Consider the following 21,973-nt stretch of genomic DNA (forward strand, 5'->3'; position numbering starts at 1 on the left):
GGCGCCCCTCTATGATGCACCCATGACTTTTTGACCTGCGATGACCCATGGCTGACTCTGCTTTCTTCTGCCCCCTGTCCCACGAAGGCGTTCTCGCCGTCCGCGGCTCTGATGCCGCCAAATTCCTTCAGGGCCAACTGACCTGCAACCTCAATTACCTGAGCGATACCCAGGCCAGCCTCGGCGCGCGCTGCACGCAAAAAGGGCGCATGCAGTCGAGCTTCCGCATCCTGCTGCAAGGTGACGGCGTGTTGCTGGCCATGGCCACCGCACTGCTGGAACCGCAACTGGCCGACCTGAAGAAGTACGCCGTATTCTCCAAGTCCAAGCTCACCGACGAAAGCGCCGCCTGGGTGCGCTTCGGCCTGGTGAATGCGGACCCGGCCCTGGCCAGCCTTGGCCTTGAACTACCCGCCGATACCGACAGCGTCGCCCGCAACGATAGGTTGATCGCCATCCGTATCTCCCCAGATCGCGCTGAACTCTGGGTGCCTGCCGAGCAAGGCGACGCCATACGCGGTCAATTGGCTGCAACCCTTGAACAAGCCGATCTGAATGAATGGCTGCTGGGGCAAATCCGCGCAGGCATCGGCCAGGTCATGCTGCAAACCCGCGAGCTGTTTATCCCGCAGATGCTCAACCTGCAGGCCGTTGGCGGCGTAAGCTTCAAGAAAGGCTGCTACACCGGCCAGGAAATCGTTGCGCGCATGCAGTACCTGGGCAAACTCAAGCGTCGCCTGTACCGTTTGAGCCTCGATGCGCCTGAAATGCCCGAGCCAGGCACGCCACTCTTTTCACCCAGCCACAACAGCGCAATCGGTGAAGTGGTGCTTGCTGCAAAAGCCGGCCAGACCATTGAACTTCTGGCCGTGTTGCAAGCCGAAGCTGCCGATAGTGGCGATGTGCACGTAGGCACATTGGAAGGTCCCGGCTTGCAACTGCTCGACCTGCCTTACACGCTCGACCGTGATCGAGAGATCCAACGCTAGTCGCCGTACCTTTTTGCAACACCCTAGAGAGCATGAATGAACAAGCTGGCGGAAAAAGTCCAACAGGCTTTAGTGACGGCCATCGACAACGATGACCTGGTTCTGCCGACATTGCCGGAAGTGGCCCTGAATATTCGTCAGGCCGCTGAAGACCCGGAGATCAGCATCAGCCACTTGAGCAAAGTCATCGGTCGCGACACCGCGCTGTCGGCGCGCCTGATCAAAGTGGTCAACAGCCCGTTGTTGCGCGCTACCCAGGAAGTCACCGACCTGCACACCGCTATCACCCGGCTGGGCACCAACTACAGCAGCAACCTGGCGATCGGCCTGGTGATGGAGCAGATTTTCCACGCCCGCTCCGACGTGGTCGAACAGAAGATGCGTGATGTATGGCGCCGCAGCCTGGAAGTGGCGGGCGTCAGCTATGCCTTGTGCCGTAGCCACAGCCAGCTCAAGCCAGACCAGGCCGCTCTCGGCGGCCTGGTACACCAGATCGGCGTGCTGCCGATCCTGACGTACGCCGAAGACCACTACGAGTTGCTTTCGGACCCGGTCAGCCTCAATCACGTCATCGAGAGCATCCACCCGTTGCTCGGTGACAAACTGCTGAGCGGCTGGGACTTTCCGGAAATGCTCGCCAAACTGCCCGGCCAATACCTCAACCTGGAGCGCGATTCAGCCAGCCTCGACTACGTCGACCTGGTGCAGGTGGCCGTGTTGTATTGCCATCGCGGCACCGATCACCCCTTGGCCAGCGTACCGGTCTCGACCTTGCCTGCGATCAAGAAACTGCGGTTCGACCCGTACAGCGAAGCCTTGCGCGCCGAGTTGGACGAAGCCCGCTCGATGTTCTATTGATCAGCCCGCGATAAAACTCACCCGCACTTTCAACCCGGCCAGCTCGCCATCATGCAAGCTGATCTGTGCCAGGTGCGCCCGACAAATCTCACCGACAATCGCCAACCCCAGGCCTGAGCCCATACCCTGCTGACTGCGACGATAGAAACGCTCGAACACGCGATCCCGCTCATCCAGCGGGATACCTGGGCCATCGTCCTCCACTTCCAGCACCGCCGGCGCCGTCACCCGCAGAATCACGTTGCCGCCCGGCGGTGTGTGAGCCAGGGCGTTGTCCACCAAGTTGCTCAGCAACTCATTCAACAAGGTCGGCTCACCGCGCAACCACACCGGTTCGTCGGCCTCCAACGCCAGCGCCACGCCGCGTGCGTGGGCCAACGGCGCCATGGCCATGCCCAGCTCCCGGGCCAACTGGCTGAGGTCAAGTAACTGTGCGCCGCCCTCGGCAATGGCGCGGGCACCGTTTTCGATACGTGCCAGAGACAGCAATTGATTGGCCAGATGGGTCAGGCGGTCAGTGCCCTGAGCCGCGGTTTCCAGAGTGGTGCGCCACGTGGCGGGGTCTTCGGCGCGCAAGCCCAGTTCCAGTCGTGCCTTGAGCGCGGCCAGTGGCGTGCGTAATTCATGAGCTGCATCGGCGATGAACTGCGCCTGTCGTTCGAACTGTCCGCGCAGGCGTTCGGTAAAGTGGTTGAGCGAGCGCACCAGCGGCCCGAACTCATGCTGCACTTCCACCAATGGCAATGGACGCAAGTCGTCAGGCTGACGCTCTTCGACCGCCGTGCGCAGGCGCTCCAGCGGGCGCAATGCCGCACTCACGGCAAACCACACCAGCAACAACGCACCGATGGCAAGCATGCCTAAACGCAGCAAGGTGTCGGCCATCAAGCTGCGCGCCATGCTCACGCGCGCTTCATCGGTTTCGGCCACGCGGATTTCCGCCATACCGTTCATGTTCGGTTCGGAAACGGCCTTGAGCAAACTCACCACGCGCACTTCCTGGCCTTGATACACGGCGTCATAGAAGCGTGCCAGTGCGGGATAGTCATCGGTACGCGGCGTGCCTGGCGGTGGGCCGGGCAGGTTTTCATAGCCAGAGATGAGCTTCTGGTCGATGTCGTTGACCTGGTAATAAATGCGTCCGGCGCTGTCGTAGGCGAACGTATCCAGCGCCACATACGGCACGTTCGCACTCAAGGTGCCATCCACCTGGGTCAAGCCGGCGGCGATGGTGCGCGCCGAGGCCAGCAACGTGCGATCGTAAGCGGTGTCAGCGGCTTCGCGACCATTCCAGTAGGCGCTCATGCCACTGGCGAGCATCAACAGCACCAGCAACAACGCCAGGTTCCACAGCAGGCGCCAACGCAGGCTGCTGGGCTTATGCATCGCGGGCTTCCAGCAAGTAGCCGAGGCCGCGAAAGGTCACGATAGCGATGGGCTGGCCGTCGAGCTTCTTGCGCAGGCGGTGCACGTAGATTTCGATGGCATCGGGGCTGGCTTCTTCGTCCAGGCCGAACACCTGGGAAGCCAGTTGCTCCTTGCTCATCACCCGGCCTGGCCGAGCAATCAGCGCCTCAAGCACCGCTTGTTCACGAGAGGTGAGCGTCATCAGCTCGCCGCCCACGGTGAAACGTCGGGTGTCGAGGTCATAGACCAACACGCCGCAGGCCTGTTGGCGCTCGCCACCCAGTACGCTGCGTCGCAACAAAGCCTTGACCCGCGCTTCCAACTCGGTGAGCTCGAAAGGCTTGGCGAGGTAGTCGTCGGCCCCCAGGTTAAGACCGTGCACACGGTCTTTCACATCACTGCGCGCCGTCAGCATCAGCACTGGCAGATTTTTCCCACGGGCGCGCAGGCGTGCAAGCACCTCGAAACCGTCCATGCGCGGCAGTCCCACATCGAGGATCGCCGCCGCGTATTCCTCGCTGCTCAGGGCCAGGTCCGCCGCCACGCCATCGTGCAGCACGTCGACGGTCAGACCCGTGCTCTTGAGCGCTTGCGCGACACTTTCGGCGAGTTGCAGATGGTCTTCAACCAGCAAGACACGCATGGATTTCTACCTCATTCAGGGGTGGTCGGCGCCACGCTTTGCTGGGCAGTTTACAGGCGCCGTCTGCCCTGTGAAGCCCGAAAACATTGAAAGCCAACTGAAAGGTTAGTGAAAGCTTCGCCCTTTAGCATCCAGCCACGGTGGTCTATGCCCGCCGAGCGGCTTCAGCGCCGCGCCCGAAAAACGCCTCGAAGCGTTTTCGCCAAAATAAGAACAATAACGGAGTACACAACGATGCTGTCGACACAGCCCCAGGCCCCCTCGCCTGTTCGTTTTTCTCGCCTGACCCAGACCGCCCTCGCCAGTGCTGCTACCCTTGCCGGCTTCTCGCCGCTTAGCCAGGCTGCCTTCTTCGAAGACAGTAGCGCGACCCTGGAAACCCGCAACATGTACTTCAACCGCGACTTTCGCGATGGCACCAGCGCACAGCAATCCAAGCGCGACGAATGGGCCCAGGGCTTCATGCTCAACCTGCAGTCGGGCTACACCGACGGCACCGTCGGCTTTGGCGTGGATGCGCTGGGCATGCTCGGGGTCAAGCTCGACTCCAGCCCCGACCGCACCGGCACCGGCCTGCTGCCCACGCATGATGATGGCCGCGCCGCCGACGAGTACTCCAAGCTGGGCCTGACCGGCAAAGTGAAGATCTCGGCCACCGAGCTGAAGATCGGTTCGCTGATCCCCGAACTGCCGATCCTCAAGCCCAATGACGGCCGCATCCTGCCGCAGACTTTCAATGGCGGCATGATCACGTCCAAGGAATTCAAGAACCTGGTGTTCACCGGTGGCCGCCTGGACAAAGCCAAGGACCGCGACGACAGCAACTACGAAGACATCGCCCTCAACAACAAGAACAGCCGCTTCGTCAGCGGCGCTACCGGCAAGCACTTCAACTTTGGCGGCGCCGACTACAAATTCGCCGACAAGATCACCGGCAGCTACCACTTCGCCCAACTCGACGACGTGTACCGCCAGCACTTCCTCGGCCTGGTGGCTGCGCGCCCGATGGGCCCCGGCACCTTCGGCACCGACCTGCGCCTGGCCATCAGCGATGACACCGGCAGCGCCCGCGGCGGCAAGATCGACAATAAATCCCTCAACGGCCTGTTCAGCTATGCCCTCAATGGCCACAAGCTCAGCGCCGGCTACCAGCACATGTCCGGCGACAGCGCCTTCCCGTATGTGGATGGCAGCGACCCGTACCTGGTCAACTTCGTGCAGATCAACGACTTTGCGGGCGCCGAAGAGCGTTCCTGGCAGGCGCGTTACGACTTCGACTTCGCCAAGCTGGGGATTCCCGGCCTGAGCTTCATGAGCCGTTACCTGTCAGGTGACAACATCAAGCTCAAGAATGGCGAGACCGGCAAGGAGTGGGAACGCAACAGCGAGATCAAGTACGTAGTGCAGACCGGCACGTTCAAGGATGTAGCCGTGCGCCTGCGTAATGCCACGTACCGTTCCAACTACTCAGCCCGTGATGCGGATGAAATGCGCTTGCTGGTCAGCTATAGCGTCGCACTTTGGTAGTAACCCCTCATAACAACAAAGATGGAGATAACCATGACCCCTTCACTGCGTAAATTGGCCCTCGCCGCCGGCTGCATGCTGTTCGCCGGCCAACTGCTGGCTGCCGACGAGCCCAAGCGTCCGGAATGCATCGCCCCGGCCTCGCCTGGCGGTGGTTTTGACCTGACCTGCAAACTGGCACAAAGCGCGCTGGTCAACGAGAAGCTGCTGAGCAAGCCGATGCGCGTGACCTACATGCCAGGCGGCGTCGGCGCAGTGGCCTACAACGCCGTGGTCGCCCAGCGTCCAGCCGATGCCGGTACCCTGGTAGCCTGGTCCAGCGGTTCGCTGTTGAACCTGGCCCAGGGCAAGTTTGGTCGCTTCGATGAAAGCGCCGTGCGTTGGTTGGCAGCGGTCGGCACCAGCTACGGGGCCATCGCAGTGAAAGCCGACTCGCCCTACAAGACCTTGGACGATTTGGTCAAAGCCCTGAAAAAAGATCCGGGTAGCGTGGTGATCGGTTCCGGCGGCACCGTCGGCAGCCAGGACTGGATGCAAACCGCGCTGATCGCCAAGGCCGCCGGGATCAACCCGCGCGAACTGCGTTACGTGGCCCTCGAAGGCGGCGGCGAAATCGCCACTGCTCTGCTGGGTGGCCATATCCAGGTGGGCAGTACCGACATCTCCGACTCCATGCCGCACATCCTGAGCGGTGACATGCGCCTGCTGGCCGTGTTCTCCGAGCAGCGCCTGGACGAGCCGGAAATGAAGAATATTCCGACCGCCAAAGAGCAAGGCTACGACATCGTCTGGCCGGTGGTGCGTGGCTTCTACCTTGGGCCAAAAGTCAGCGATGCCGACTACGCCTGGTGGAAAGAAGCGTTCGACAAACTGCTGGCCTCGGAAGAGTTCGCCAAGCTGCGCGACCAGCGCGAGCTGTTCCCGTTCGCCATGACCGGCCCGGAGCTGGACACCTACGTGAAGAAACAGGTGGCTGACTACAAAGTGCTGGCCAAAGAGTTCGGCCTGATCCAGTAATCGCCCCGCTTTTGTGCGGCCACGCCCCTTGACCCAGTGGCGTGGCCCAGGAGTTTCACATGCTCTTACAACGCATTTTCGCCGCCGTGCTGCTGCTGGCCTGTGCCGCCCTGGCACTGATGGCCTGGCCGTATCAGGCGTCGTTTTCCTACGAGCCGGTAGGACCTCGCGCCTACCCGCTGCTGATGCTCGGGCTGATGAGTCTGGCACTGATCTACATGCTGTTCCGCCCACAGCCGACCAAACACACTGAAGAAGAACCCGCGCTGGACCGCGAAACCCTGATCAAGATCGGCATCTGTGTCGGCCTGTTGATCGTGTTCGCCGGCACCTTCGAACCCCTGGGTTTCATCCTCAGCAGCATGCTGATCGGCATTCCGATGGCTCGCCTGTATGGCGGCCGCTGGTTGCCGAGTGTGGTGATCGTCAGCCTGATGGCGATTGGCCTTTACCTGCTGTTCGATAAAGCCATGGATGTGCCGCTGCCCCTCGGCCTGCTAGACGTTCTGGAGAACTGATATGGATACTTTCGGCTACTTGGGCCAGGGCTTCGGCGTTGCACTGTCCCCTTACAACCTCATCACCGCACTGTGCGGCACCCTGATCGGCACCGTGGTCGGCCTGTTGCCGGGCCTGGGCCCGATCAACGGCGTGGCGTTGTTGATCCCCATCGCGTTCGCCCTGGGCCTGCCGCCTGAATCGGCGCTGATCCTGCTGGCAGCCGTGTACCTGGGCTGCGAATACGGCGGGCGTATCAGCTCGATCCTGTTGAACATCCCGGGCGAAGCCTCCACCGTGATGACCACCCTCGACGGCTACCCGATGGCCCGCAAAGGCCTGGCCGGTGTGGCGCTGTCGTTGTCGGCGTGGAGTTCGTTCATCGGCGCGTTTATCGCCACCTGCGGCATGGTGTTGTTTGCGCCGTTGCTGGCCAAATGGGCGATTGCCTTTGGGCCGGCGGAATATTTCGTACTGATGGTGTTTGCGATTGTCTGTCTCGGCGGCATGGCCGGTGACAAACCCTTGAAGACCTTTGTTGCTGCGCTGATCGGCCTGTTCCTGTCGGCTGTCGGCATCGACGCGAACAGCGGCGTGTACCGCTTTACCGGCGACAACATCCACCTCACCGACGGCATCCAGTTTGTGGTGTTGGTGCTGGGCCTGTTCTCCATCAGCGAGATCCTGTTGCTGCTGGAAAAAACCCACCGTGGCCAGGAAGCCGTGAAGGCCACGGGCCGCATGATGTTCAACCTCAAGGAAGCGGGCGCGGTCTTTGTCGTCAACATCCGCTGCGGTTTGCTGGGTTTCATCATGGGCGTCTTGCCAGGTGCCGGTGCGACCTTGGCCTCGGCCGTTGCCTACATGACCGAAAAACGCCTGGCCGGTGCCAGCGGCAAGTTCGGCCAGGGCGACATGCGCGGCCTCGCTGCTCCAGAAACCGCCATCGGCGCGTCCGCCTGCGGCGCCCTGGTGCCGATGCTGACACTGGGCGTACCCGGTTCGGGCACCACGGCGGTGATGATCGGCGCATTGTCGCTGTACAACATCACCCCGGGTCCGCTGCTGTTCCAACAGCAACCGGACATCGTCTGGGGCCTGATCGCCTCGTTGTTTATCGCCAACATCATGCTGGTGATCCTCAACATCCCGATGATCCGCATCTTCACGCGTATCCTCGCCGTGCCGAACTGGGCGCTGGTGCCGGTGATTGCCATCATCACGGCGATTGGTGTTTACGCCGTGCACGCCACCACCTTCGACCTGTTCCTGATGGTCGGTATCGGCATCTTCGGCTACATCCTGCGCAAGCTCGACTTCCCGCTGTCGCCGGTACTGCTCGGCTTTATCCTCGGCGGTTTGATGGAGCAGAACCTGCGCCGTGCGCTGTCGATCTCCAACGGTGACCTGCAGATCCTCTGGTCGAGCCCGATCACCTTTGGCGTGTGGGTACTGACGGCGCTGATGCTGGCCTTCCCGTTGATCCGCATCTACCGCAAACGTGCCCTGCAGCGTCGTGCCGTGGCCGATGTCTGAGGTCACCTTTAAACATTGGTGGGGAACACCGCTGGTCGGCCTGGCCGGCGGTTACCTGGCCAGCCTCGTCGGCTGGCCTTTGCCGTACATGGTCGGCTCGTTGCTGGCGATCATCCTGGTGCGTTGCCTCACGCCGTGGCAATTGGCGGAGATTCCCGGCGGGCGCAAATGCGGCCAATGGGTAGTGGGGATCGGGATTGGCCTGCACTTCACCCCGGTGGTGATTGAGCAGGTGATGAGCCACTTCGGGCTGATCTTCGTCGGCGCGCTGGTCACTAGCCTATCGAGCGTCGTCGGGGTGTGGCTGATGCGCCGCAGCGGTGAAGACCGCGCCACCGCGTTTTTCTCCAGCATGCCGGGGGGGTCCGGTGAGATGGTCAACCTCGGCGCACGCAATGGGGCGGTGCTCAGCCGTGTCGCGGCGGGGCAGAGTCTACGAGTGCTGGTAGTGGTGCTGTGTGTACCGGCGATCTTCAAATATCTGCTGGAAGGCGGCACGCCGCAGTTTCATCCGGCGCCGGTGAGTTGGCCTTGGCTGTTGGTGCTGTTTCCGATAGGCGCGCTGGTGGCCTGGGGTTGGCAGCGGTTGCGTCAGCCAAACCCGTGGTTGTTCGGGCCGCTGCTGGTGAGTGCGACGGCCAGCGTCGTGTGGGATTTGCATATCGGCCTGCCAGACGGCGGCAGCCAGATTGGCCAATGGTTGATCGGCAGCGGCCTGGGTTGCCACTTCAATCGTCAATTCTTTCGTCGCGCGCCCTCGTTCATGGGCCGCACCCTGATTGGTACGGCCTTGACCATGGCGCTGGCAACCTTGGCGGCGGTAGGGCTGAGTGTGTTGACCCATCTGGACCTGCGCTCGCTGACCCTGGGCATGATGCCCGGCGGTATTGCCGAGATGAGCCTTACAGCCGAGACCCTGCAACTGTCGGTGCCGTTGGTGACGGCCATGCAAGTGATGCGATTGTTGTTTGTACTGTTTCTGGCGGAGCCGTTGTTCAGGCGCTGGAACCGGCAATCTTGACCCGGGTGGCAGTGGTTCACTTCGGATCGCTGCCATTTGTCTGAACTGTCAACTCTCACAGCTAGGCAAGCTCATCGCCGTAATCCTCAATCGTGCTACTGAACCCTTGAGGATTAAAACATGACACCCCTCCCCCCTACCGTCGCGGACGACGAGAATGATGAACCCGCTGCGATCATCAACACGACTCCCGTGCAGGGATCTCCTAATCGCCTTGTACTTAACACAGATGGAAGCCGGCTTTATGTCGCCAGCGCCACACTCCCACGAGGCATTACGGTCATCAACACCGCAAACATGAGCGTCCTCACAACGATTGTCGGGGTGGGTTCGCCCATCTGGCTCGCCATGCACCCGTCAGCCCATCGCCTCTATGCCAGCGATAACAGCCAGGCGAGCGATACCCCCATTACGGTGATCGACACCTCAAGCGACACCGTTATCAATCAAATCGGCGGATTCACCACCGTCAATGGCATGGCGTTGAACTCCACCGGTGCGCGCCTGTACATCGCCGACCACGGCGCTTGCGAAGTCGTTGCGATCAACACCACCAACCACCAGCGAATCATCGCCACCGCCGTGCGTTATGCCAAAGACATTTGTGTAGCCCCCGGAAACGCCCGCTCACATGTGGCATCAACAGCCGATGATTGGACCAGTATCAACCTAGGCACCAACCGGGTCGTGTTCCAAACCAATACGGTTGCTGGAGAACCCACCAGCATTGCTCATGCTCGCTTCGCCGCTCGCGTCTACATCACCTACCGAGACCGTGGCGAGGTGTATATCGGGGATACTATCACCGCACAGGCAAGCTCGATCCTCAGCGGCCTGCTCGGCCCTTTTCAGATAGCTTTTCACACCATGCTGGAGCGAGCCTATCTCACCGAAACCGATGGCAACCGAGTCAGCATTATCGATACTCGTACCCAAACCGTGACTGGCATAATCCCTGGTTTCGACAAGCCACGTGGAATCGCTGTGGCCCCCAACGGCCGAAGTGCATATGTCGCAAATATCGGCAATTCAACAGTGGCGGAAGTCCGGCTGTAAGGCAGGGCTAGGGTATCAAACCGGCGGCAACCGCCACTCAATCGGCGTCTCACCATTCTGCTCAAGAAACTTGTTGGTCCGGCTGAAATGCCCGCACCCCAGAAATCCGCGATACGCCGACAACGGCGACGGGTGCACTGACGTCAACACCAGGTGCTTGGTCGCGTCGATCAGCTTCTGCTTACCCTGGGCATGCGCGCCCCACAGCAAGAACACCAGATGTGGCTGATGCTCGCTGACCACTTCGATAATCCGATCCGTAAAGAATTGCCAGCCCTTGCCCGCATGGGCGTTGGCATTGGCGCGCTCGACGGTCATGGTGGTGTTGAGCATCAGCACGCCCTGGTCGGCCCAGCTTTGCAGGTAGCCGTGATTAGGGATGTCGATGTTAAGGTCGCGCTTGAGTTCTTTATAGATATTGACCAGCGACGGCGGCGCTGGCACGCCCGGCTGCACCGAGAAGCACAGGCCGTGAGCCTGACCGGGGCCGTGGTACGGGTCCTGGCCGAGGATCACGACCTTGACCTTATCCAGCGGTGTAGAGTTGAGCGCGTTGAAAATCAGCGGGCCGGGCGGGTAGATCTCTTTACCGGCGGCATGTTCCTGGCGCAGGAACTCGCGCAACTGGGCCATGTACGGCTGCTCGAACTGATCCCGCAGGGCGTGTTTCCAGCTGGGTTCGAGTTTGATACGGTCGTCTTCGGTCATGGTTGAATAGTCTTGTCAAAAAGAATGAGGCGAACCCTAGGAAAGCCGACCCCGCTTGTCAATTGATCTGACACACCAACGGCGCTTTCCTACGAAGCGATCATACTCATCCTTCACCTTCTCGATTGAGGTCACGATGAACCTGCACTTCGAAGAGCTGACCGGCAGCGACGGTGCCCGCATCGGCATCGCCAGCCTCGACGCTGAAAAATCCCTCAATGCCCTTTCCCTGCCGATGATCCTGGCCCTGGGCGAACACCTTGACGCCTGGGCCAAGGATCCGAACATCCACTGCGTACTGCTGCGCGGCAACGGCCCCAAGGCGTTTTGCGCCGGGGGTGAAGTGCGCAGCCTGGCGCAGGCCTGTCGGGAACAGCCTGGCGTAGTGCCAGCCCTGGCGGCGCAATTTTTTGCGGCGGAATACCGTCTTGATTACCGCCTGCACACTTACCCCAAACCGGTGATCTGCTGGGGTCACGGCTACGTGCTGGGCGGTGGCATGGGCCTGCTGCAGAGTGCGGCGGTGCGCATCGTCACACCAAGCAGCCGGTTGGCCATGCCGGAGATCAGCATCGGCCTGTACCCGGACGTCGGCGCCAGTTGGTTCCTGTCGCGCCTGCCGGGCAAGCTGGGGTTGTTCCTGGGCCTTACCGGCGCCCATATCAACGGCCGCGACGCTCTGGACCTCGGCCTGGCCGACCGCTTCCTGCGCGATGATCAGCAAGACGAGTTGCTTGATGGTTTGCTGCAACTGAACTGGCAGGAACAGACAGAGATGCAACTCAACAGCCTGCTCAAGGCGCTGTCCCGGGAAGCTGTCGACCAGCAACCCGAAGCGCAGTGGCTGCCGCGCCGGGCACAAATCGACGAATGGCTGGATGTGGGCGATGTGCGGTGTGCCTGGCGTAATTTGAGCCCACTGCGTGAGCATGCCGATCCCCTGTTCAGCCGTGCCGGCAAGACGTTGAGCGAAGGCTGCCCGCTGACGGCCCACTTGGTGTGGGAACAGATTCAGCGTGCCCGGCACCTGTCCCTGGCGCAGGTGTTCCAGATGGAATACACGATGAGCCTCAACTGCTGCCGCCATCCGGAATTCAGTGAAGGGGTGCGCGCGCGGTTGATCGACAAGGACCAGACGCCGCATTGGCATTGGCCGGATATCAATACGATCCCGGAGGCGGTGGTGCAGGCGCATTTCAACAAGGCGTGGGAAGGCCGCCATCCGTTGGCGGACCTATCTGATTACTGATTATTGGCGCCCATAAAAAAGCGGCGCTTCATGCGCCGCTTGCATCACTGGCCTGTCAACGGTGACCGCCGCGGCCACCTCCATGGTCGGAACCGCGTCCATGCCCCCCATTTCCCCAACGATCACCGCCCCAGCCCTGGTTCGGATACGGCCGGTAACCGGCACGCGGCCCGTAGTAACGCGGGGCCGGCTGGTAATAACGCGGGGCCGAGTAATAGCGCGGTTGTGGCGCGTAGTAGCGCGGTGCGGGGTAGTAATCACGGCGGTACTGATACGCCGTGCCGCCGCCGTAGTAATACACCGGTGCCGGTGAGGTGTAGACCTCGGAACGGTAATAGCTCTGGCCGCCATCGTAATAGGGCACGCAAGCGGAAAGGGTCAGACCGAGTAAAGCGCTGAGCAGCAGTCGTCGATACATGGCGGCCTCCTGGACCGCGGAAGAGCACCTCCAGCGACGCTGGAGGGCGGCACTCGGCTTTCACCGAATGACGAAATATCTGACATCAAAAACTGAATCTGGTGCGTTTCCGTAACGACTTGATACATCTGTTCAAGCTTTATCGATTCAGTAAATTTATCTGGCTCGCAACTTTCTCAATTGCGATGATGTCACTATGACATCGCACCATGCCAAGGAGGCTCTAGCGTGCGCCCTTCGCTACTATCGCCGGATTCGAGCCATGAAAATCTCAACTAAGCTGCTGCTTTCATTTTTACTGTGTGCGTTGATCACCTTTGGAGTCGGCCTGTTGGGAATCAAAGGGGTGGTACGCCTCTCTTCGGCACTGGAGCTGACGTTCTCCAACAACCTTGTCTCCGTGAGTAATACGGCCGCCACCCTCAATGGCCTGGTCGCCCATAATCGCGGGTTGTATCGGTTAATGGATGCAACCAACGGCAACGTGGCCCTACAAGACCGCGAGCGCGTGCGCCAGGATATCGCCCAGGAACTCAAGCGCAGCCAGAGCGCCTACGCGACCTATCGCGCGACGCCGCTGGAAGATGACGAACGGGCAGCCGGAGACAAGCTCGACCAGATTTGGCCCACCTACGTCAGCAGCTCCGAACGCATCATGGCGTTGCTTGACGGCGGCCAGGTCGATCAGGCCCGCACTCAGTTGAATACCACAAACAATGAACTGTTCCGCCAGGCGCGCGAGTTGATCCGCGTGATGATCGAGTCCAATAACCGCCAGATCAAGGAAGGCGCCATCGCCGCCGATGAGCTGCGTGCCAGCGCGTTGACCTGGATGATCAGCGGCATTGTTCTGGCGTTCATGATTGCGATCATTGTGGGTGTATTGATCACCCGCTTGATCACTCGGCCCATCGCGCAGGCAGTAGAGAGCGCACAACGCATTGCTAAAGGCGACCTGACCCAGGCCATTACCACCGAACGCACCGACGAAGCCGGGCAACTGCTGATGGCGCTGTCGGACATGCAGGGCGGTTTGAAAGGCACCCTGGTGGAAATCGCCAACGCCTCCGACCAGCTCGCTTCGGCCGCCGAAGAGCTGAGCGCTGTCACCGATGAAAGCAGCCGTGGTCTGACCCGTCAGAATGATGAAATTCAACAAGCCGCCACCGCCGTCAACCAGATGACCGCTGCCGTGGACGAAGTGGCAAGCAACGCCGTGTCGACTTCGGAAGCTTCGCGCCAAGCGACTACCGAGGCCGAAGACGGCCGCCAACAAGTGGAACAGGCCGTATCCGGGATGCGCTCGATGGTAGGTGAGATCAACGATTCCACTCAGTCGGTTGCAGATCTTGCCGGGCAAGTACGGGAAATCGGCAAGGTGATCGACGTGATCCGTGGGATCGCCGACCAGACCAACCTGCTGGCCCTGAATGCGGCCATTGAGGCGGCTCGTGCGGGTGAGCAAGGTCGTGGCTTCGCAGTGGTCGCCGATGAAGTGCGGGCGCTGGCCCACCGTACTCAAACCTCGACCGTCGATATTGAAAAGATGATTGGCGACGTCCAGACCGGCGCCGATGATGCGGTCGCGGCGATGAACAAGAGCCTGACCTGGGCCAACGACACCCAGACCCTGGCGCAAAACGCTGGCGAAGCGCTGCAACGGATCACCGCCAGCGTGGCGAAGATCAATGAGCGCAACCTGGTCATCGCGTCCGCCTCAGAAGAGCAGGCCCAGGTGGCCCGCGAAGTGGACCGCAACCTGCTGAACATCCAGGACCTGTCCACCCAAACGGCCGCCGGTGCTCACCAGACCAATGCGTCTAGCCAGGACCTGTCGCGTTTGGCCACTTCGTTCAACGTACTGGTCAGCAAGTTCCAGCTCTAAGTAGCTTGGGCCGGGTCGGACCTGTATCGTGCACGGCATACCTTGCCCGATCCAGCCCGAACCCGCCCATGACCACGCCTACACTCTGCCCCGCCTGTGGCGCGCGCAACGACTGCACGCTGGCCGACCCGCGCACAGCCGACCAAGCCTGCTGGTGCTTCAGCGTCACCATCGATCCAGCGGTGCTTGACGCCCTGCCCTCGGAGCTGCGCAACCAGGCTTGTCTGTGCCCACGCTGTGCCCAGGTGGATCAGCAATTGCGCGGGGCTGAGCCAACGTAATGCGGGTTGATCGTCTCCTCAGTAACCTGCCGCGCTTCAACCGCAAGCAAGTGCGCCTGTTGCTGGCAGAGCGGCGTGTGTCGGTGGATGGCGTTGCCGTCAGCGATCCTCACCATGAGGTCCGGGAATTCAGCCGTGTGTGCGTTGACGATGAAGTGCTGCAGGCCGGCAAACCGGCGCGCTACTTCATGCTGCACAAGCCCCAGGGTTGCGTAAGCGCCACCGCAGACCCGCAGCACCCAACCGTGCTGGATTTACTTGATGAGCCGGACAAAGGTGAGCTGCACATTGCCGGTCGTCTGGATTTCAACACCACCGGTCTGATGCTGATCACCAATGACGGCCAATGGTCGCGGCGACTGACGCAGCCACAGACCAAGCTGCCCAAGGTCTACCTCGTGCAGACCGAGCAGACTATCGGCCCTGAGTATGCGATGACCTTTGCCCAGGGCCTGTACTTCGCATTCGAAGACCTCACCACCCAACCCGCCGAGTTGGAATTACTGGGGCCGACCACCGCACGGCTGAGCATTGTCGAAGGCCGCTACCACCAAGTGAAACGCATGTTCGGGCACTTTGATAACAAGGTGATCGGCCTGCATCGCGAGCGGATGGGCCCTTTGGTGCTGGATGTGGCCCTCGCGCCGGGCCAGTATCGGGCGCTGACTGACGACGAAATCCGACAGGTCTGACGACCGTTCAGCCGGTGATGGCAAAAAACCGCCTCAGCACCTTGCAGGGTCGCACCGCTGCTGCTTGAATCAGGATCACCAGTTTAAATATGACTGGCGAGTCGCCTATAACCTCCAAGAAACACCTTGCCCCGCCCGCGCTTGATCTACGGGCCTCTCAGGCAAACAGCCCGCCATAACAACAGCCGTCGGCCAGCCGTCACCGGATCGACATGGGCCCTCCTTTTCCAGGCGTATGCCTACCTGTCACAAAGCTCGTGCAGAGTGATCTGCGCGCCCTACCCGCTTGCCAGGAGTCTTACGACATGAGGCCAGAAATCGCTGTGTTGGATATACAGGGTCAGTATCGGGTTTACACGGAGTTCTATCGCGCGGACGCTGCTGCAAAGACCATCATCCTGGTCAACGGCTCCATGGCCACCACGGCATCCTTCGCCCAAACCGTGAAAAGCCTGTACCCGCAATTCAATGTGGTTTTGTACGACCAGCCCTACGCTGGCCGCTCCAAAATCCACAACCGCCATGAGCAAATGCTGACGAAGGAAGTCGAAGGCCAGCTCCTGCTGGAACTCATCGATCACTTCGCCGCCGAACACGTACTGTCCTTTTCCTGGGGCGGCGCCGCCACCCTGGTTGCCCTCGCCCATCGCCCGCGCCGCGTGGAGAAGGCCGTGATCAGTTCGTTCTCCCCGGTGATCAACGCCCCGATGCGCGACTACCTGGAACGCGGCGTCGACTACCTCGGCAATCTCGACCGCGACCGCGTCGGCCACCTCGTCAACAGCACCATCGGCAAACACCTGCCGTCACTGTTCAAGCGCTTCAACTACAAGCACGTGAGCAGCCTGGCCGAGCATGAGTACGGGCAGATGCATTTTCACATCAGCCACGTGCTGAACAGCGATCGCTTGTGCTACCTCAAGGCGGCCAAGCAGATCGACATTCCGGTGTTGTTTCTCAACGGTGAATGGGACGAATACACCAGTGCCCAGGATGCCAAGCTGTTTGGCCAGCATGTGGCCAACAGCAGCTTCAGTACGATTCAGGCGACGGGGCATTTCCTGGACATGGAGCACAAGGCGGCGTGCCGGGACAGCCGGGATGCAGTGGTGGGCTTCTTGAAACCGGAGCGGCAGGTCAGCCGGCTGCGCTATCACCAGGGCCAGGCGCAGCATGCCTTCGCCGTTTGAATGCTTGCGTAGGAGCTGGTTTGCCTGCGATGGCTCTCGGGGTATCAGGTAAACCGAGGCGATGCCATCGCAGGCAAGCCAGCTCCTACAAAGGCACATAACCCACACATTTTTGAAGAAAAACTTCAAATCCCCGCGAACTTCTGGTACAAAGTCAGCCGCTCTGAGCGGGTATAGTTTAATGGTAGAACAGTAGCTTCCCAAGCTTCCGACGAGGGTTCGATTCCCTCTACCCGCTCCACTCAAATTCTCGTTTCGCGTCAAGTTGCGTTTGACGGGGGATGCATAAAAAACCGGTCCTTGATGACCGGTTTTTTTATGGCCGCGATTTGACGCATCAATCATCGCGTCGGGAATACCTGTACAAACCTATAAGCTTGTACAAGTATCATTCGAACGTGCTGACGCACAATCACGGAGCCGAGCAATGACACGTCTACTGGTTTCATTGTTATTGATGTTGAGTTTGAGCAGTTGCGCCAACGTAGGCGTCGAGCGCTACGTTGATCAGCAGCCGCATCTGGACCTGGAGCGTTTCTTCAGCAAGCCCGTCAAGGCCTGGGGCATTTTCCAGAAGCGTTCCGGTGAGGTAACCAAGCGCTTTGAAGTGGATATCGCCAGCCGGCGCGAGGGCAACGCGTTGATTCTCGACGAGCGTTTTCTGTACAGCGACGGCACGCGTCAACAACGTGTGTGGACGCTGACACCGGATGGCCCGGGGCGCTGGAAGGGCCGGGCGGGTGATGTGGTCGGCGAGGCGATTGGCGAAGTGGCAGGTAACGCGCTGCGTTGGCGCTACAGGCTCAACCTGCCGGTGGACGGTTCGGTCTACGAGGTGAGCTTTGATGACTGGATGTATCTGATGGACGAGGACACCTTGATCAACCGCTCCAGCATGACCAAGTTCGGCGTCGAATGGGGCCAAGTCACGCTGTTCTTTCGTCGCCAATGAATGACCCGCAGTGAGGGTGAAACATGAACCTGCAAATGCTGACTGAGTTGGCCATGAACGGTGAAGTTCGCGAGCTGGAGTTACTGTCGCTGGAAGGTGGCTTCTATATCGCGCGCATCAGGCTGGATAACGTTGAGATGACACTGAAGGGCGATGACGCCAAGCCGCTGCGCATCGGCTCCACCACGCATTTGCGCAGCCTGTTGCAACGGGTTCCGCCCTTTCCCTGCGTGCTGGTGCAGCACTGCGTGCACGATGAAATGTGCGGTGTGCGAGAAGGACCGATCGGCGCATTGCGCATTCCGTTTACGCTGGCCTCGTCCCCGTAGCATCTGGAATTTGTTGGCTCCCCTCCCCCTTGGTATGGGCGGCCTGGGAAGGCAAGCCTATGCGGTGCGCCGAGTGACCTAGGCGGCTTGATCCACACGGTCCTGCGCCGCTTCCACCAGCATCAGCCCCAACTCGATCATTTGCTGAATCGCAAGGGCCAGGTAGCGCTGTTGGGAAGGCAGGGTTTCGGCGAACTCATTGGTCATGGCTCCCGCGCCGGCGATGGTTTCGTAGGCGTTGGCGAGCAGTGCTTCGGTGTTGACTTCGGGACGGACGCTGAACAGTTTTACGGATGGATTACATGAGTCATTACACATCTGTTGATCCTCGATAAGGACCACCTTCCAGAGCTACTAATCAATGGGTGGCGGCTGTATGCAGGTTAGTAGACCGGCGGATCAACAAAACCGGCGCACTCGAAAGTGCCCTGCGTACAGCCACCATTGAGCACAGACACCAAGATGCCTAAACGATGGTACAGCCATACGCCGTTGATCAAATCGAGCTACTAAACCCGACCGCTGATAGGCAGCGGCAGACGAACCTTAAAGAGGTCGCCCAAGACGCACAACTCGGACGATTCTGATGGTTGTGTAGGCAATGCCGCAAGGTTCGAATACAGCCTCTCTCCCCGAACTGCCACTGCAAATTTTGGCAACAGGAAAACCTTCAAGAACGTTTGAAACCGAAGCGCTCCCCACGCATCCTCCCCAGCCTTTGCCATCTGCCATTCCTATTGCCAACAAGTATCCACTTGGATACAGTTAGGCCACGCGAGGTCCTGTGAGCTATTTGATCCAGCAAACCCAAGCCTTCATTAACTGGCGCTCAGAAGTACGCGACCTACGAGCAAAGATCGCAATTGGTCGACGTATCGAAAGAGCCAGCATGGGTAACCTGGGCGATATCAAGACACTAGGAAACGGCATCTCAGAAATGCGGATAGACGTTGGTTCGGGTTATCGAATTTATTTCACTTTGCGAGGTAAGGTGATCGTCATCTTGCTGGTAGGCGGTGACAAGTCTTCCCAGGACACTGATATCCGTAGAGCAAAAAAATTGGCAAAAGAGGTTTGATCATGAAACAAACGCTGACGACATTTGATATGGCCGAACTGCTCGACAGCGACGAGGCCATCAGTGAATACCTCTCTCAGGTTCTGGCCGACGGCGACAATCAAGAATTTCTTCGCGCCATCGGCTACGTGGCTAAAGCCCGAGGAATGACAAAGATCGCTGCCGAAGCGGGCATGGGTCGTGAGAGCCTTTACAAGGCATTCGCCCCTGGCGCAAAACCTCGCTTCGAAACTGTACTCAAAGTACTCCACTCCCTCGGTATCGATCTATTTGCGCGGGCTGGACATCCGGTCGACCGCTCGCTTATTTGAGCTCGAAGCCCCGCCGCACCACCCACGCCAACGGCAACGTCACCAACAACACCCCCGCCAATACCATCACCGCCACCGACACGCCCAACGCATCCCCCACCCCGCCGAACACCACCGGCGCCAGCGCACCACCCCCAATGGTGCCGGTGTAGAACACCGCAAACGCCTGCTCTCGCTTCCCCGCGCCCGCCAGGTCCGGCACGGCGCCGTACAGCACCGAAGACGTACCGTTGAGCACCAGGCCCAATAACGGCAGCATCGCCATCAACCCGGCCAGCGGCACATACACGGCGGCAACGATCAGCAACGCGGTGCTGGTTTCCGTCAGCCACACGGTTTTCATCATGCCGATGCGCGCCCCCAGGTAACCGCAGAGCAATTTGCCGAATGCGCCACCGATAAACAGCAGCGTCAGGGCCAGGCCAATACCGGCAGTGCCCGCGCCTTTCGCTTGCAGCAGAAATGGCAGGAAGGTGAGAAAGCCCATGCGTACGGCGCTGTCGAGGGTGCCTGTGAGAATCAAGGCGCGCAGGCCGGTGACGGAGCCACTTCCGCTGAAAGGCTTTGCGTTTTTTGTAGAGGTGGATTCGGATGCTTTTGCAGGAACCAACCACCATAGCAACCCCGCCGCTGCCAAGCCGAGCAACCCCAGCAACGTGGCGCTGGCACGCCAGCTGATGACGGTGAGCAGCAACCCGATCAAGCCCGGAATCAGCGTTTTGCCGATATCGCCGGAAAAGTTGTACTGGGACAGTGCCTGCTTGATTCCGCCACCGTCCTCGTAGGCGTCGCTGATCATCGAAGAGGCCAGCGGGTGCTGGGTGCTGGCGCCCAAGCCACCTAACAGAAGTGCCAGCAGCAACATCACCAATCCAGTGGCTTGGCCCACCATTAGATAAGCCGCACCGGCAAGTGCTGTGCCGCCCACCAGCATCGATACACGGCCCCAGCGTTTCGCGGCGCGACTGGCCATGAGTTGGAACACTGCCATCATCCCGGAATAAGCACCGCGTAACAGTCCGATCTGGGCGTAGGACAGCGCGAACTGCGCCTGCCAGATCGGCAATAGCACGTAGATAACATCGGTAAGGCCATCATGCACCGCATGGGCGCTGCAGCCGGCGATCAAGGTACGGCGGCGGTTTGAGGTGTCGTTCATGGCGTCGCGATCAGTTGAGGTTTAACGGGCTTCCAGCCAGTGAGCGCGATCAACAAGGTCAACACCTGGAAGGCGATAATCAGCACCACACACCCGGCCCAGCCCCAACGCTCCCAGATCAACGCAGGGACAATCGCACCGCAACTGCCGCCCAGGTAGTAACAGGTGAGGTACACGCCCACGGCGCCTGCTTTGTTGTCACCTGAGGTCGCGGTGGTAAATGCGTTGGCCGCCGCCTGGGCCAGGAACACGCCAGTCGAGCTGAGGGCCAGGCCTGCAACGATGCACCACAAAGAGGGCAACAGCGTCAGCGCGGAGCCGGTAATACCCAGCACCGCAGCCACGCTCAGCAGTTCAGCATGTGGCCGGGCCTTGCTGAGGCGGCCGGCGATGGGGATCACGATCAGCGCCAGCAGGAACACCATGTACAGCGTGCCCAGCGCCGCAGGCCCCAGGCTGAACGGCGGTAATCCGAGATACAAACCTGCGTAGGTAAACGCCGCCACCTGGGAAAACAGCACGCAAAAACCTACCGCGTAGGCGGCCAATAAAGGCTTGCGAAAAACCGCCGAAAACCCAGTTTCAACCCTCACGGATCGCGCACGGCTGACCGGCAAAAGGAACTGGATAAACCCACCCACCATCAGGCTTAGCACCGCCATCAATTCAAAGGCTTCGCGCCAGCCCACATACTCCGTCATCACACCCGTGACGAAGCGCCCGGCAAACCCACCCAACACCGTCCCGGCCACGTAAAGGCTGGTGACCTCCGTGACCGTGCCGCCACGCCAGCGGTCGCCGATGTATGCCACGCTGGTAGCGAACACCACCGGAATCAGCATGCCCTCCACAAACCGCCACACCAGCACCTCGGCAAAGCTGTCGGCATAGGCTGTCATCAACGCAGGCACCGCCAGCAACAACGCCGCAGCGCTGATCACCGTGCGTTGCTCAAAGCGCCCGGTCAGCCGGCTGACGAAAGGCGCAGTGATCGCCACCGCCAAGGTGGTCACCGTGATACTCCACCCCGCCGCCTTGGCGCTGATGTGAAACTGCGCGGCGAACGTCTGGAGAATGCTCTGGGTGGCATACAGGTTGAGAAACGCCGCGCAGCCACACAGGAACAGGGCAAGACGGGCACAATGCAGGCGCGGTTTCATGAAACCTCT

Annotated in this window: 24 protein-coding genes and 1 tRNA gene; 18 read left to right on the forward strand and 7 right to left on the reverse strand. The window is 60.4% G+C overall.

The genetic code is table 11. The features are described 5' to 3' along the window. Positions 1-47: 47 nt before the first annotated feature. Together ygfZ and WH299_RS13365 are read left to right on the forward strand one after the other, a co-directional pair. On the forward strand, positions 48-989 hold the full coding sequence (gene ygfZ / locus WH299_RS13360) for a CAF17-like 4Fe-4S cluster assembly/insertion protein YgfZ (RefSeq protein WP_323623930.1): 942 nt from the start codon (positions 48-50) through the stop codon (positions 987-989). A gap of 36 nt (positions 990-1,025) precedes the next feature. Next, entirely contained in the window at positions 1,026-1,847 is an 822-nt protein-coding gene (locus WH299_RS13365) for an HDOD domain-containing protein (RefSeq protein ID WP_068937622.1), read from the forward strand. On the opposite strand, the gene WH299_RS13370 is transcribed toward WH299_RS13365, so the two are convergent. Together WH299_RS13370 and WH299_RS13375 are read right to left on the reverse strand one after the other, a co-directional pair. Beyond that, positions 1,848-3,233, reverse strand: a complete 1,386-nt coding sequence (locus WH299_RS13370) for a sensor histidine kinase (RefSeq protein ID WP_028619336.1) — start codon at positions 3,231-3,233, stop codon at positions 1,848-1,850. Continuing rightward, a complete protein-coding gene (locus WH299_RS13375) occupies positions 3,226-3,897 on the reverse strand; it encodes a response regulator (RefSeq protein ID WP_010212220.1) in 672 nt (223 codons plus the stop codon). The genes WH299_RS13370 and WH299_RS13375 overlap by 8 nt, the downstream gene beginning before the upstream one ends. A gap of 234 nt (positions 3,898-4,131) precedes the next feature. Here WH299_RS13375 and WH299_RS13380 point away from each other — a divergent pair, with 234 nt between their 5' ends. From WH299_RS13380 to WH299_RS13405, 6 genes are all read left to right on the forward strand, one after another. Next, on the forward strand, positions 4,132-5,424 hold the full coding sequence (locus WH299_RS13380; RefSeq protein ID WP_123476402.1) for an OprD family porin: 1,293 nt from the start codon (positions 4,132-4,134) through the stop codon (positions 5,422-5,424). 33 nt (positions 5,425-5,457) lie between these two features. Continuing rightward, a complete protein-coding gene (locus WH299_RS13385) occupies positions 5,458-6,441 on the forward strand; it encodes a Bug family tripartite tricarboxylate transporter substrate binding protein (RefSeq protein ID WP_016975161.1) in 984 nt (327 codons plus the stop codon). Positions 6,442-6,500: 59 nt separating this feature from the next. Further along, the gene (locus WH299_RS13390; RefSeq protein WP_339550471.1) at positions 6,501-6,959 is read left to right on the forward strand and encodes a tripartite tricarboxylate transporter TctB family protein; all 459 of its coding nucleotides are present in this window, start codon (positions 6,501-6,503) and stop codon (positions 6,957-6,959) included. A 1-nt stretch (position 6,960) separates the two neighbouring features. Continuing rightward, the gene (locus tag WH299_RS13395; RefSeq protein ID WP_122724860.1) at positions 6,961-8,475 is read left to right on the forward strand and encodes a tripartite tricarboxylate transporter permease; all 1,515 of its coding nucleotides are present in this window, start codon (positions 6,961-6,963) and stop codon (positions 8,473-8,475) included. Beyond that, complete coding sequence (locus WH299_RS13400; protein ID WP_122724857.1) at positions 8,468-9,496, forward strand: AbrB family transcriptional regulator; 1,029 nt, start codon at positions 8,468-8,470, stop codon at positions 9,494-9,496. The genes WH299_RS13395 and WH299_RS13400 overlap by 8 nt, the downstream gene beginning before the upstream one ends. Positions 9,497-9,616: 120 nt before the next feature. Beyond that, the gene (locus tag WH299_RS13405) at positions 9,617-10,552 is read left to right on the forward strand and encodes a beta-propeller fold lactonase family protein (protein WP_122724855.1); all 936 of its coding nucleotides are present in this window, start codon (positions 9,617-9,619) and stop codon (positions 10,550-10,552) included. A 15-nt stretch (positions 10,553-10,567) separates the two neighbouring features. Here WH299_RS13405 and ung read toward each other — a convergent pair whose 3' ends face one another. Further along, entirely contained in the window at positions 10,568-11,260 is a 693-nt protein-coding gene (ung, locus tag WH299_RS13410; RefSeq protein ID WP_010212240.1) for a uracil-DNA glycosylase, read from the reverse strand. 136 nt (positions 11,261-11,396) lie between these two features. On the opposite strand from ung, the gene WH299_RS13415 reads away from it, so the two are divergent. Then, a complete protein-coding gene (locus WH299_RS13415; protein ID WP_339496891.1) occupies positions 11,397-12,509 on the forward strand; it encodes an enoyl-CoA hydratase/isomerase family protein in 1,113 nt (370 codons plus the stop codon). Between the two features lie 55 nt (positions 12,510-12,564). Here WH299_RS13415 and WH299_RS13420 read toward each other — a convergent pair whose 3' ends face one another. Beyond that, a complete protein-coding gene (locus WH299_RS13420; RefSeq protein WP_028619330.1) occupies positions 12,565-12,927 on the reverse strand; it encodes a hypothetical protein in 363 nt (120 codons plus the stop codon). A 262-nt stretch (positions 12,928-13,189) separates the two neighbouring features. Here WH299_RS13420 and WH299_RS13425 point away from each other — a divergent pair, with 262 nt between their 5' ends. From WH299_RS13425 to WH299_RS13455, 7 genes are all read left to right on the forward strand, one after another. Then, positions 13,190-14,812 (forward strand): methyl-accepting chemotaxis protein, encoded by a 1,623-nt coding sequence (locus tag WH299_RS13425; RefSeq protein WP_122724851.1) that lies wholly within the window; start codon positions 13,190-13,192, stop codon positions 14,810-14,812. Between the two features lie 68 nt (positions 14,813-14,880). After that, complete coding sequence (locus tag WH299_RS13430; protein ID WP_122724849.1) at positions 14,881-15,093, forward strand: cysteine-rich CWC family protein; 213 nt, start codon at positions 14,881-14,883, stop codon at positions 15,091-15,093. Next, the gene (locus WH299_RS13435; protein WP_122724847.1) at positions 15,093-15,785 is read left to right on the forward strand and encodes a pseudouridine synthase; all 693 of its coding nucleotides are present in this window, start codon (positions 15,093-15,095) and stop codon (positions 15,783-15,785) included. Before WH299_RS13430 ends, WH299_RS13435 begins: the two co-directional genes overlap by 1 nt. A 305-nt stretch (positions 15,786-16,090) precedes the next feature. Further along, positions 16,091-16,975 (forward strand): alpha/beta fold hydrolase, encoded by an 885-nt coding sequence (locus tag WH299_RS13440; protein WP_339550473.1) that lies wholly within the window; start codon positions 16,091-16,093, stop codon positions 16,973-16,975. Positions 16,976-17,142: 167 nt separating this feature from the next. After that, positions 17,143-17,216 (forward strand) — tRNA-Gly (locus tag WH299_RS13445). Between the two features lie 186 nt (positions 17,217-17,402). Then, a complete protein-coding gene (locus WH299_RS13450; protein WP_123476410.1) occupies positions 17,403-17,927 on the forward strand; it encodes a DUF3833 domain-containing protein in 525 nt (174 codons plus the stop codon). Positions 17,928-17,950: 23 nt separating this feature from the next. After that, positions 17,951-18,256: a DUF6482 family protein gene (locus tag WH299_RS13455; protein WP_339550474.1), complete on the forward strand. Its 306-nt coding sequence runs from the start codon at positions 17,951-17,953 to the stop codon at positions 18,254-18,256. A gap of 78 nt (positions 18,257-18,334) precedes the next feature. Here WH299_RS13455 and WH299_RS13460 read toward each other — a convergent pair whose 3' ends face one another. Continuing rightward, entirely contained in the window at positions 18,335-18,574 is a 240-nt protein-coding gene (locus WH299_RS13460) for a DUF6124 family protein (protein ID WP_323623926.1), read from the reverse strand. 466 nt (positions 18,575-19,040) lie between these two features. Here WH299_RS13460 and WH299_RS13465 point away from each other — a divergent pair, with 466 nt between their 5' ends. Together WH299_RS13465 and WH299_RS13470 are read left to right on the forward strand one after the other, a co-directional pair. Continuing rightward, positions 19,041-19,334, forward strand: coding sequence for a type II toxin-antitoxin system RelE/ParE family toxin (locus WH299_RS13465; RefSeq protein WP_068937614.1), 294 nt, complete (start codon positions 19,041-19,043; stop codon positions 19,332-19,334). A 2-nt stretch (positions 19,335-19,336) separates the two neighbouring features. Beyond that, on the forward strand, positions 19,337-19,645 hold the full coding sequence (locus WH299_RS13470) for an addiction module antidote protein (protein WP_126569999.1): 309 nt from the start codon (positions 19,337-19,339) through the stop codon (positions 19,643-19,645). Here the strand turns inward: WH299_RS13470 and WH299_RS13475 are convergent. Continuing rightward, a complete protein-coding gene (locus WH299_RS13475; RefSeq protein ID WP_126569998.1) occupies positions 19,638-20,804 on the reverse strand; it encodes an MFS transporter in 1,167 nt (388 codons plus the stop codon). The two genes, WH299_RS13470 and WH299_RS13475, sit on opposite strands and share 8 nt — an antisense overlap. After that, positions 20,801-21,964: an MFS transporter gene (locus tag WH299_RS13480; RefSeq protein ID WP_339550476.1), complete on the reverse strand. Its 1,164-nt coding sequence runs from the start codon at positions 21,962-21,964 to the stop codon at positions 20,801-20,803. Before WH299_RS13480 ends, WH299_RS13475 begins: the two co-directional genes overlap by 4 nt. Positions 21,965-21,973: the final 9 nt, after the last annotated feature.

Origin of the sequence: Pseudomonas sp. MYb541 (assembly GCF_037479595.1) — a bacterium.
Lineage (GTDB): Bacteria > Pseudomonadota > Gammaproteobacteria > Pseudomonadales > Pseudomonadaceae > Aquipseudomonas > Aquipseudomonas canadensis.

Excerpts from the sequence above, each read along its gene's own strand:
- ygfZ (WP_323623930.1), top strand. The coding sequence starts at position 48 with ATGGCTGACTCTGCTTTCTTCTGCCCCCTGTCCCACGAAGGCGTTCTC.
- WH299_RS13365 (WP_068937622.1), top strand. The coding sequence starts at position 1,026 with ATGAACAAGCTGGCGGAAAAAGTCCAACAGGCTTTAGTGACGGCCATC.
- WH299_RS13370 (WP_028619336.1), bottom strand. The coding sequence starts at position 3,233 with ATGCATAAGCCCAGCAGCCTGCGTTGGCGCCTGCTGTGGAACCTGGCG.
- WH299_RS13375 (WP_010212220.1), bottom strand. The coding sequence starts at position 3,897 with ATGCGTGTCTTGCTGGTTGAAGACCATCTGCAACTCGCCGAAAGTGTC.
- WH299_RS13380 (WP_123476402.1), top strand. The coding sequence starts at position 4,132 with ATGCTGTCGACACAGCCCCAGGCCCCCTCGCCTGTTCGTTTTTCTCGC.
- WH299_RS13385 (WP_016975161.1), top strand. The coding sequence starts at position 5,458 with ATGACCCCTTCACTGCGTAAATTGGCCCTCGCCGCCGGCTGCATGCTG.
- WH299_RS13390 (WP_339550471.1), top strand. The coding sequence starts at position 6,501 with ATGCTCTTACAACGCATTTTCGCCGCCGTGCTGCTGCTGGCCTGTGCC.
- WH299_RS13395 (WP_122724860.1), top strand. The coding sequence starts at position 6,961 with ATGGATACTTTCGGCTACTTGGGCCAGGGCTTCGGCGTTGCACTGTCC.
- WH299_RS13400 (WP_122724857.1), top strand. The coding sequence starts at position 8,468 with ATGTCTGAGGTCACCTTTAAACATTGGTGGGGAACACCGCTGGTCGGC.
- WH299_RS13405 (WP_122724855.1), top strand. The coding sequence starts at position 9,617 with ATGACACCCCTCCCCCCTACCGTCGCGGACGACGAGAATGATGAACCC.
- ung (WP_010212240.1), bottom strand. The coding sequence starts at position 11,260 with ATGACCGAAGACGACCGTATCAAACTCGAACCCAGCTGGAAACACGCC.
- WH299_RS13415 (WP_339496891.1), top strand. The coding sequence starts at position 11,397 with ATGAACCTGCACTTCGAAGAGCTGACCGGCAGCGACGGTGCCCGCATC.
- WH299_RS13420 (WP_028619330.1), bottom strand. The coding sequence starts at position 12,927 with ATGTATCGACGACTGCTGCTCAGCGCTTTACTCGGTCTGACCCTTTCC.
- WH299_RS13425 (WP_122724851.1), top strand. The coding sequence starts at position 13,190 with ATGAAAATCTCAACTAAGCTGCTGCTTTCATTTTTACTGTGTGCGTTG.
- WH299_RS13430 (WP_122724849.1), top strand. The coding sequence starts at position 14,881 with ATGACCACGCCTACACTCTGCCCCGCCTGTGGCGCGCGCAACGACTGC.
- WH299_RS13435 (WP_122724847.1), top strand. The coding sequence starts at position 15,093 with ATGCGGGTTGATCGTCTCCTCAGTAACCTGCCGCGCTTCAACCGCAAG.
- WH299_RS13440 (WP_339550473.1), top strand. The coding sequence starts at position 16,091 with ATGAGGCCAGAAATCGCTGTGTTGGATATACAGGGTCAGTATCGGGTT.
- WH299_RS13450 (WP_123476410.1), top strand. The coding sequence starts at position 17,403 with ATGACACGTCTACTGGTTTCATTGTTATTGATGTTGAGTTTGAGCAGT.
- WH299_RS13455 (WP_339550474.1), top strand. The coding sequence starts at position 17,951 with ATGAACCTGCAAATGCTGACTGAGTTGGCCATGAACGGTGAAGTTCGC.
- WH299_RS13460 (WP_323623926.1), bottom strand. The coding sequence starts at position 18,574 with ATGTGTAATGACTCATGTAATCCATCCGTAAAACTGTTCAGCGTCCGT.
- WH299_RS13470 (WP_126569999.1), top strand. The coding sequence starts at position 19,337 with ATGAAACAAACGCTGACGACATTTGATATGGCCGAACTGCTCGACAGC.
- WH299_RS13475 (WP_126569998.1), bottom strand. The coding sequence starts at position 20,804 with ATGAACGACACCTCAAACCGCCGCCGTACCTTGATCGCCGGCTGCAGC.
- WH299_RS13480 (WP_339550476.1), bottom strand. The coding sequence starts at position 21,964 with ATGAAACCGCGCCTGCATTGTGCCCGTCTTGCCCTGTTCCTGTGTGGC.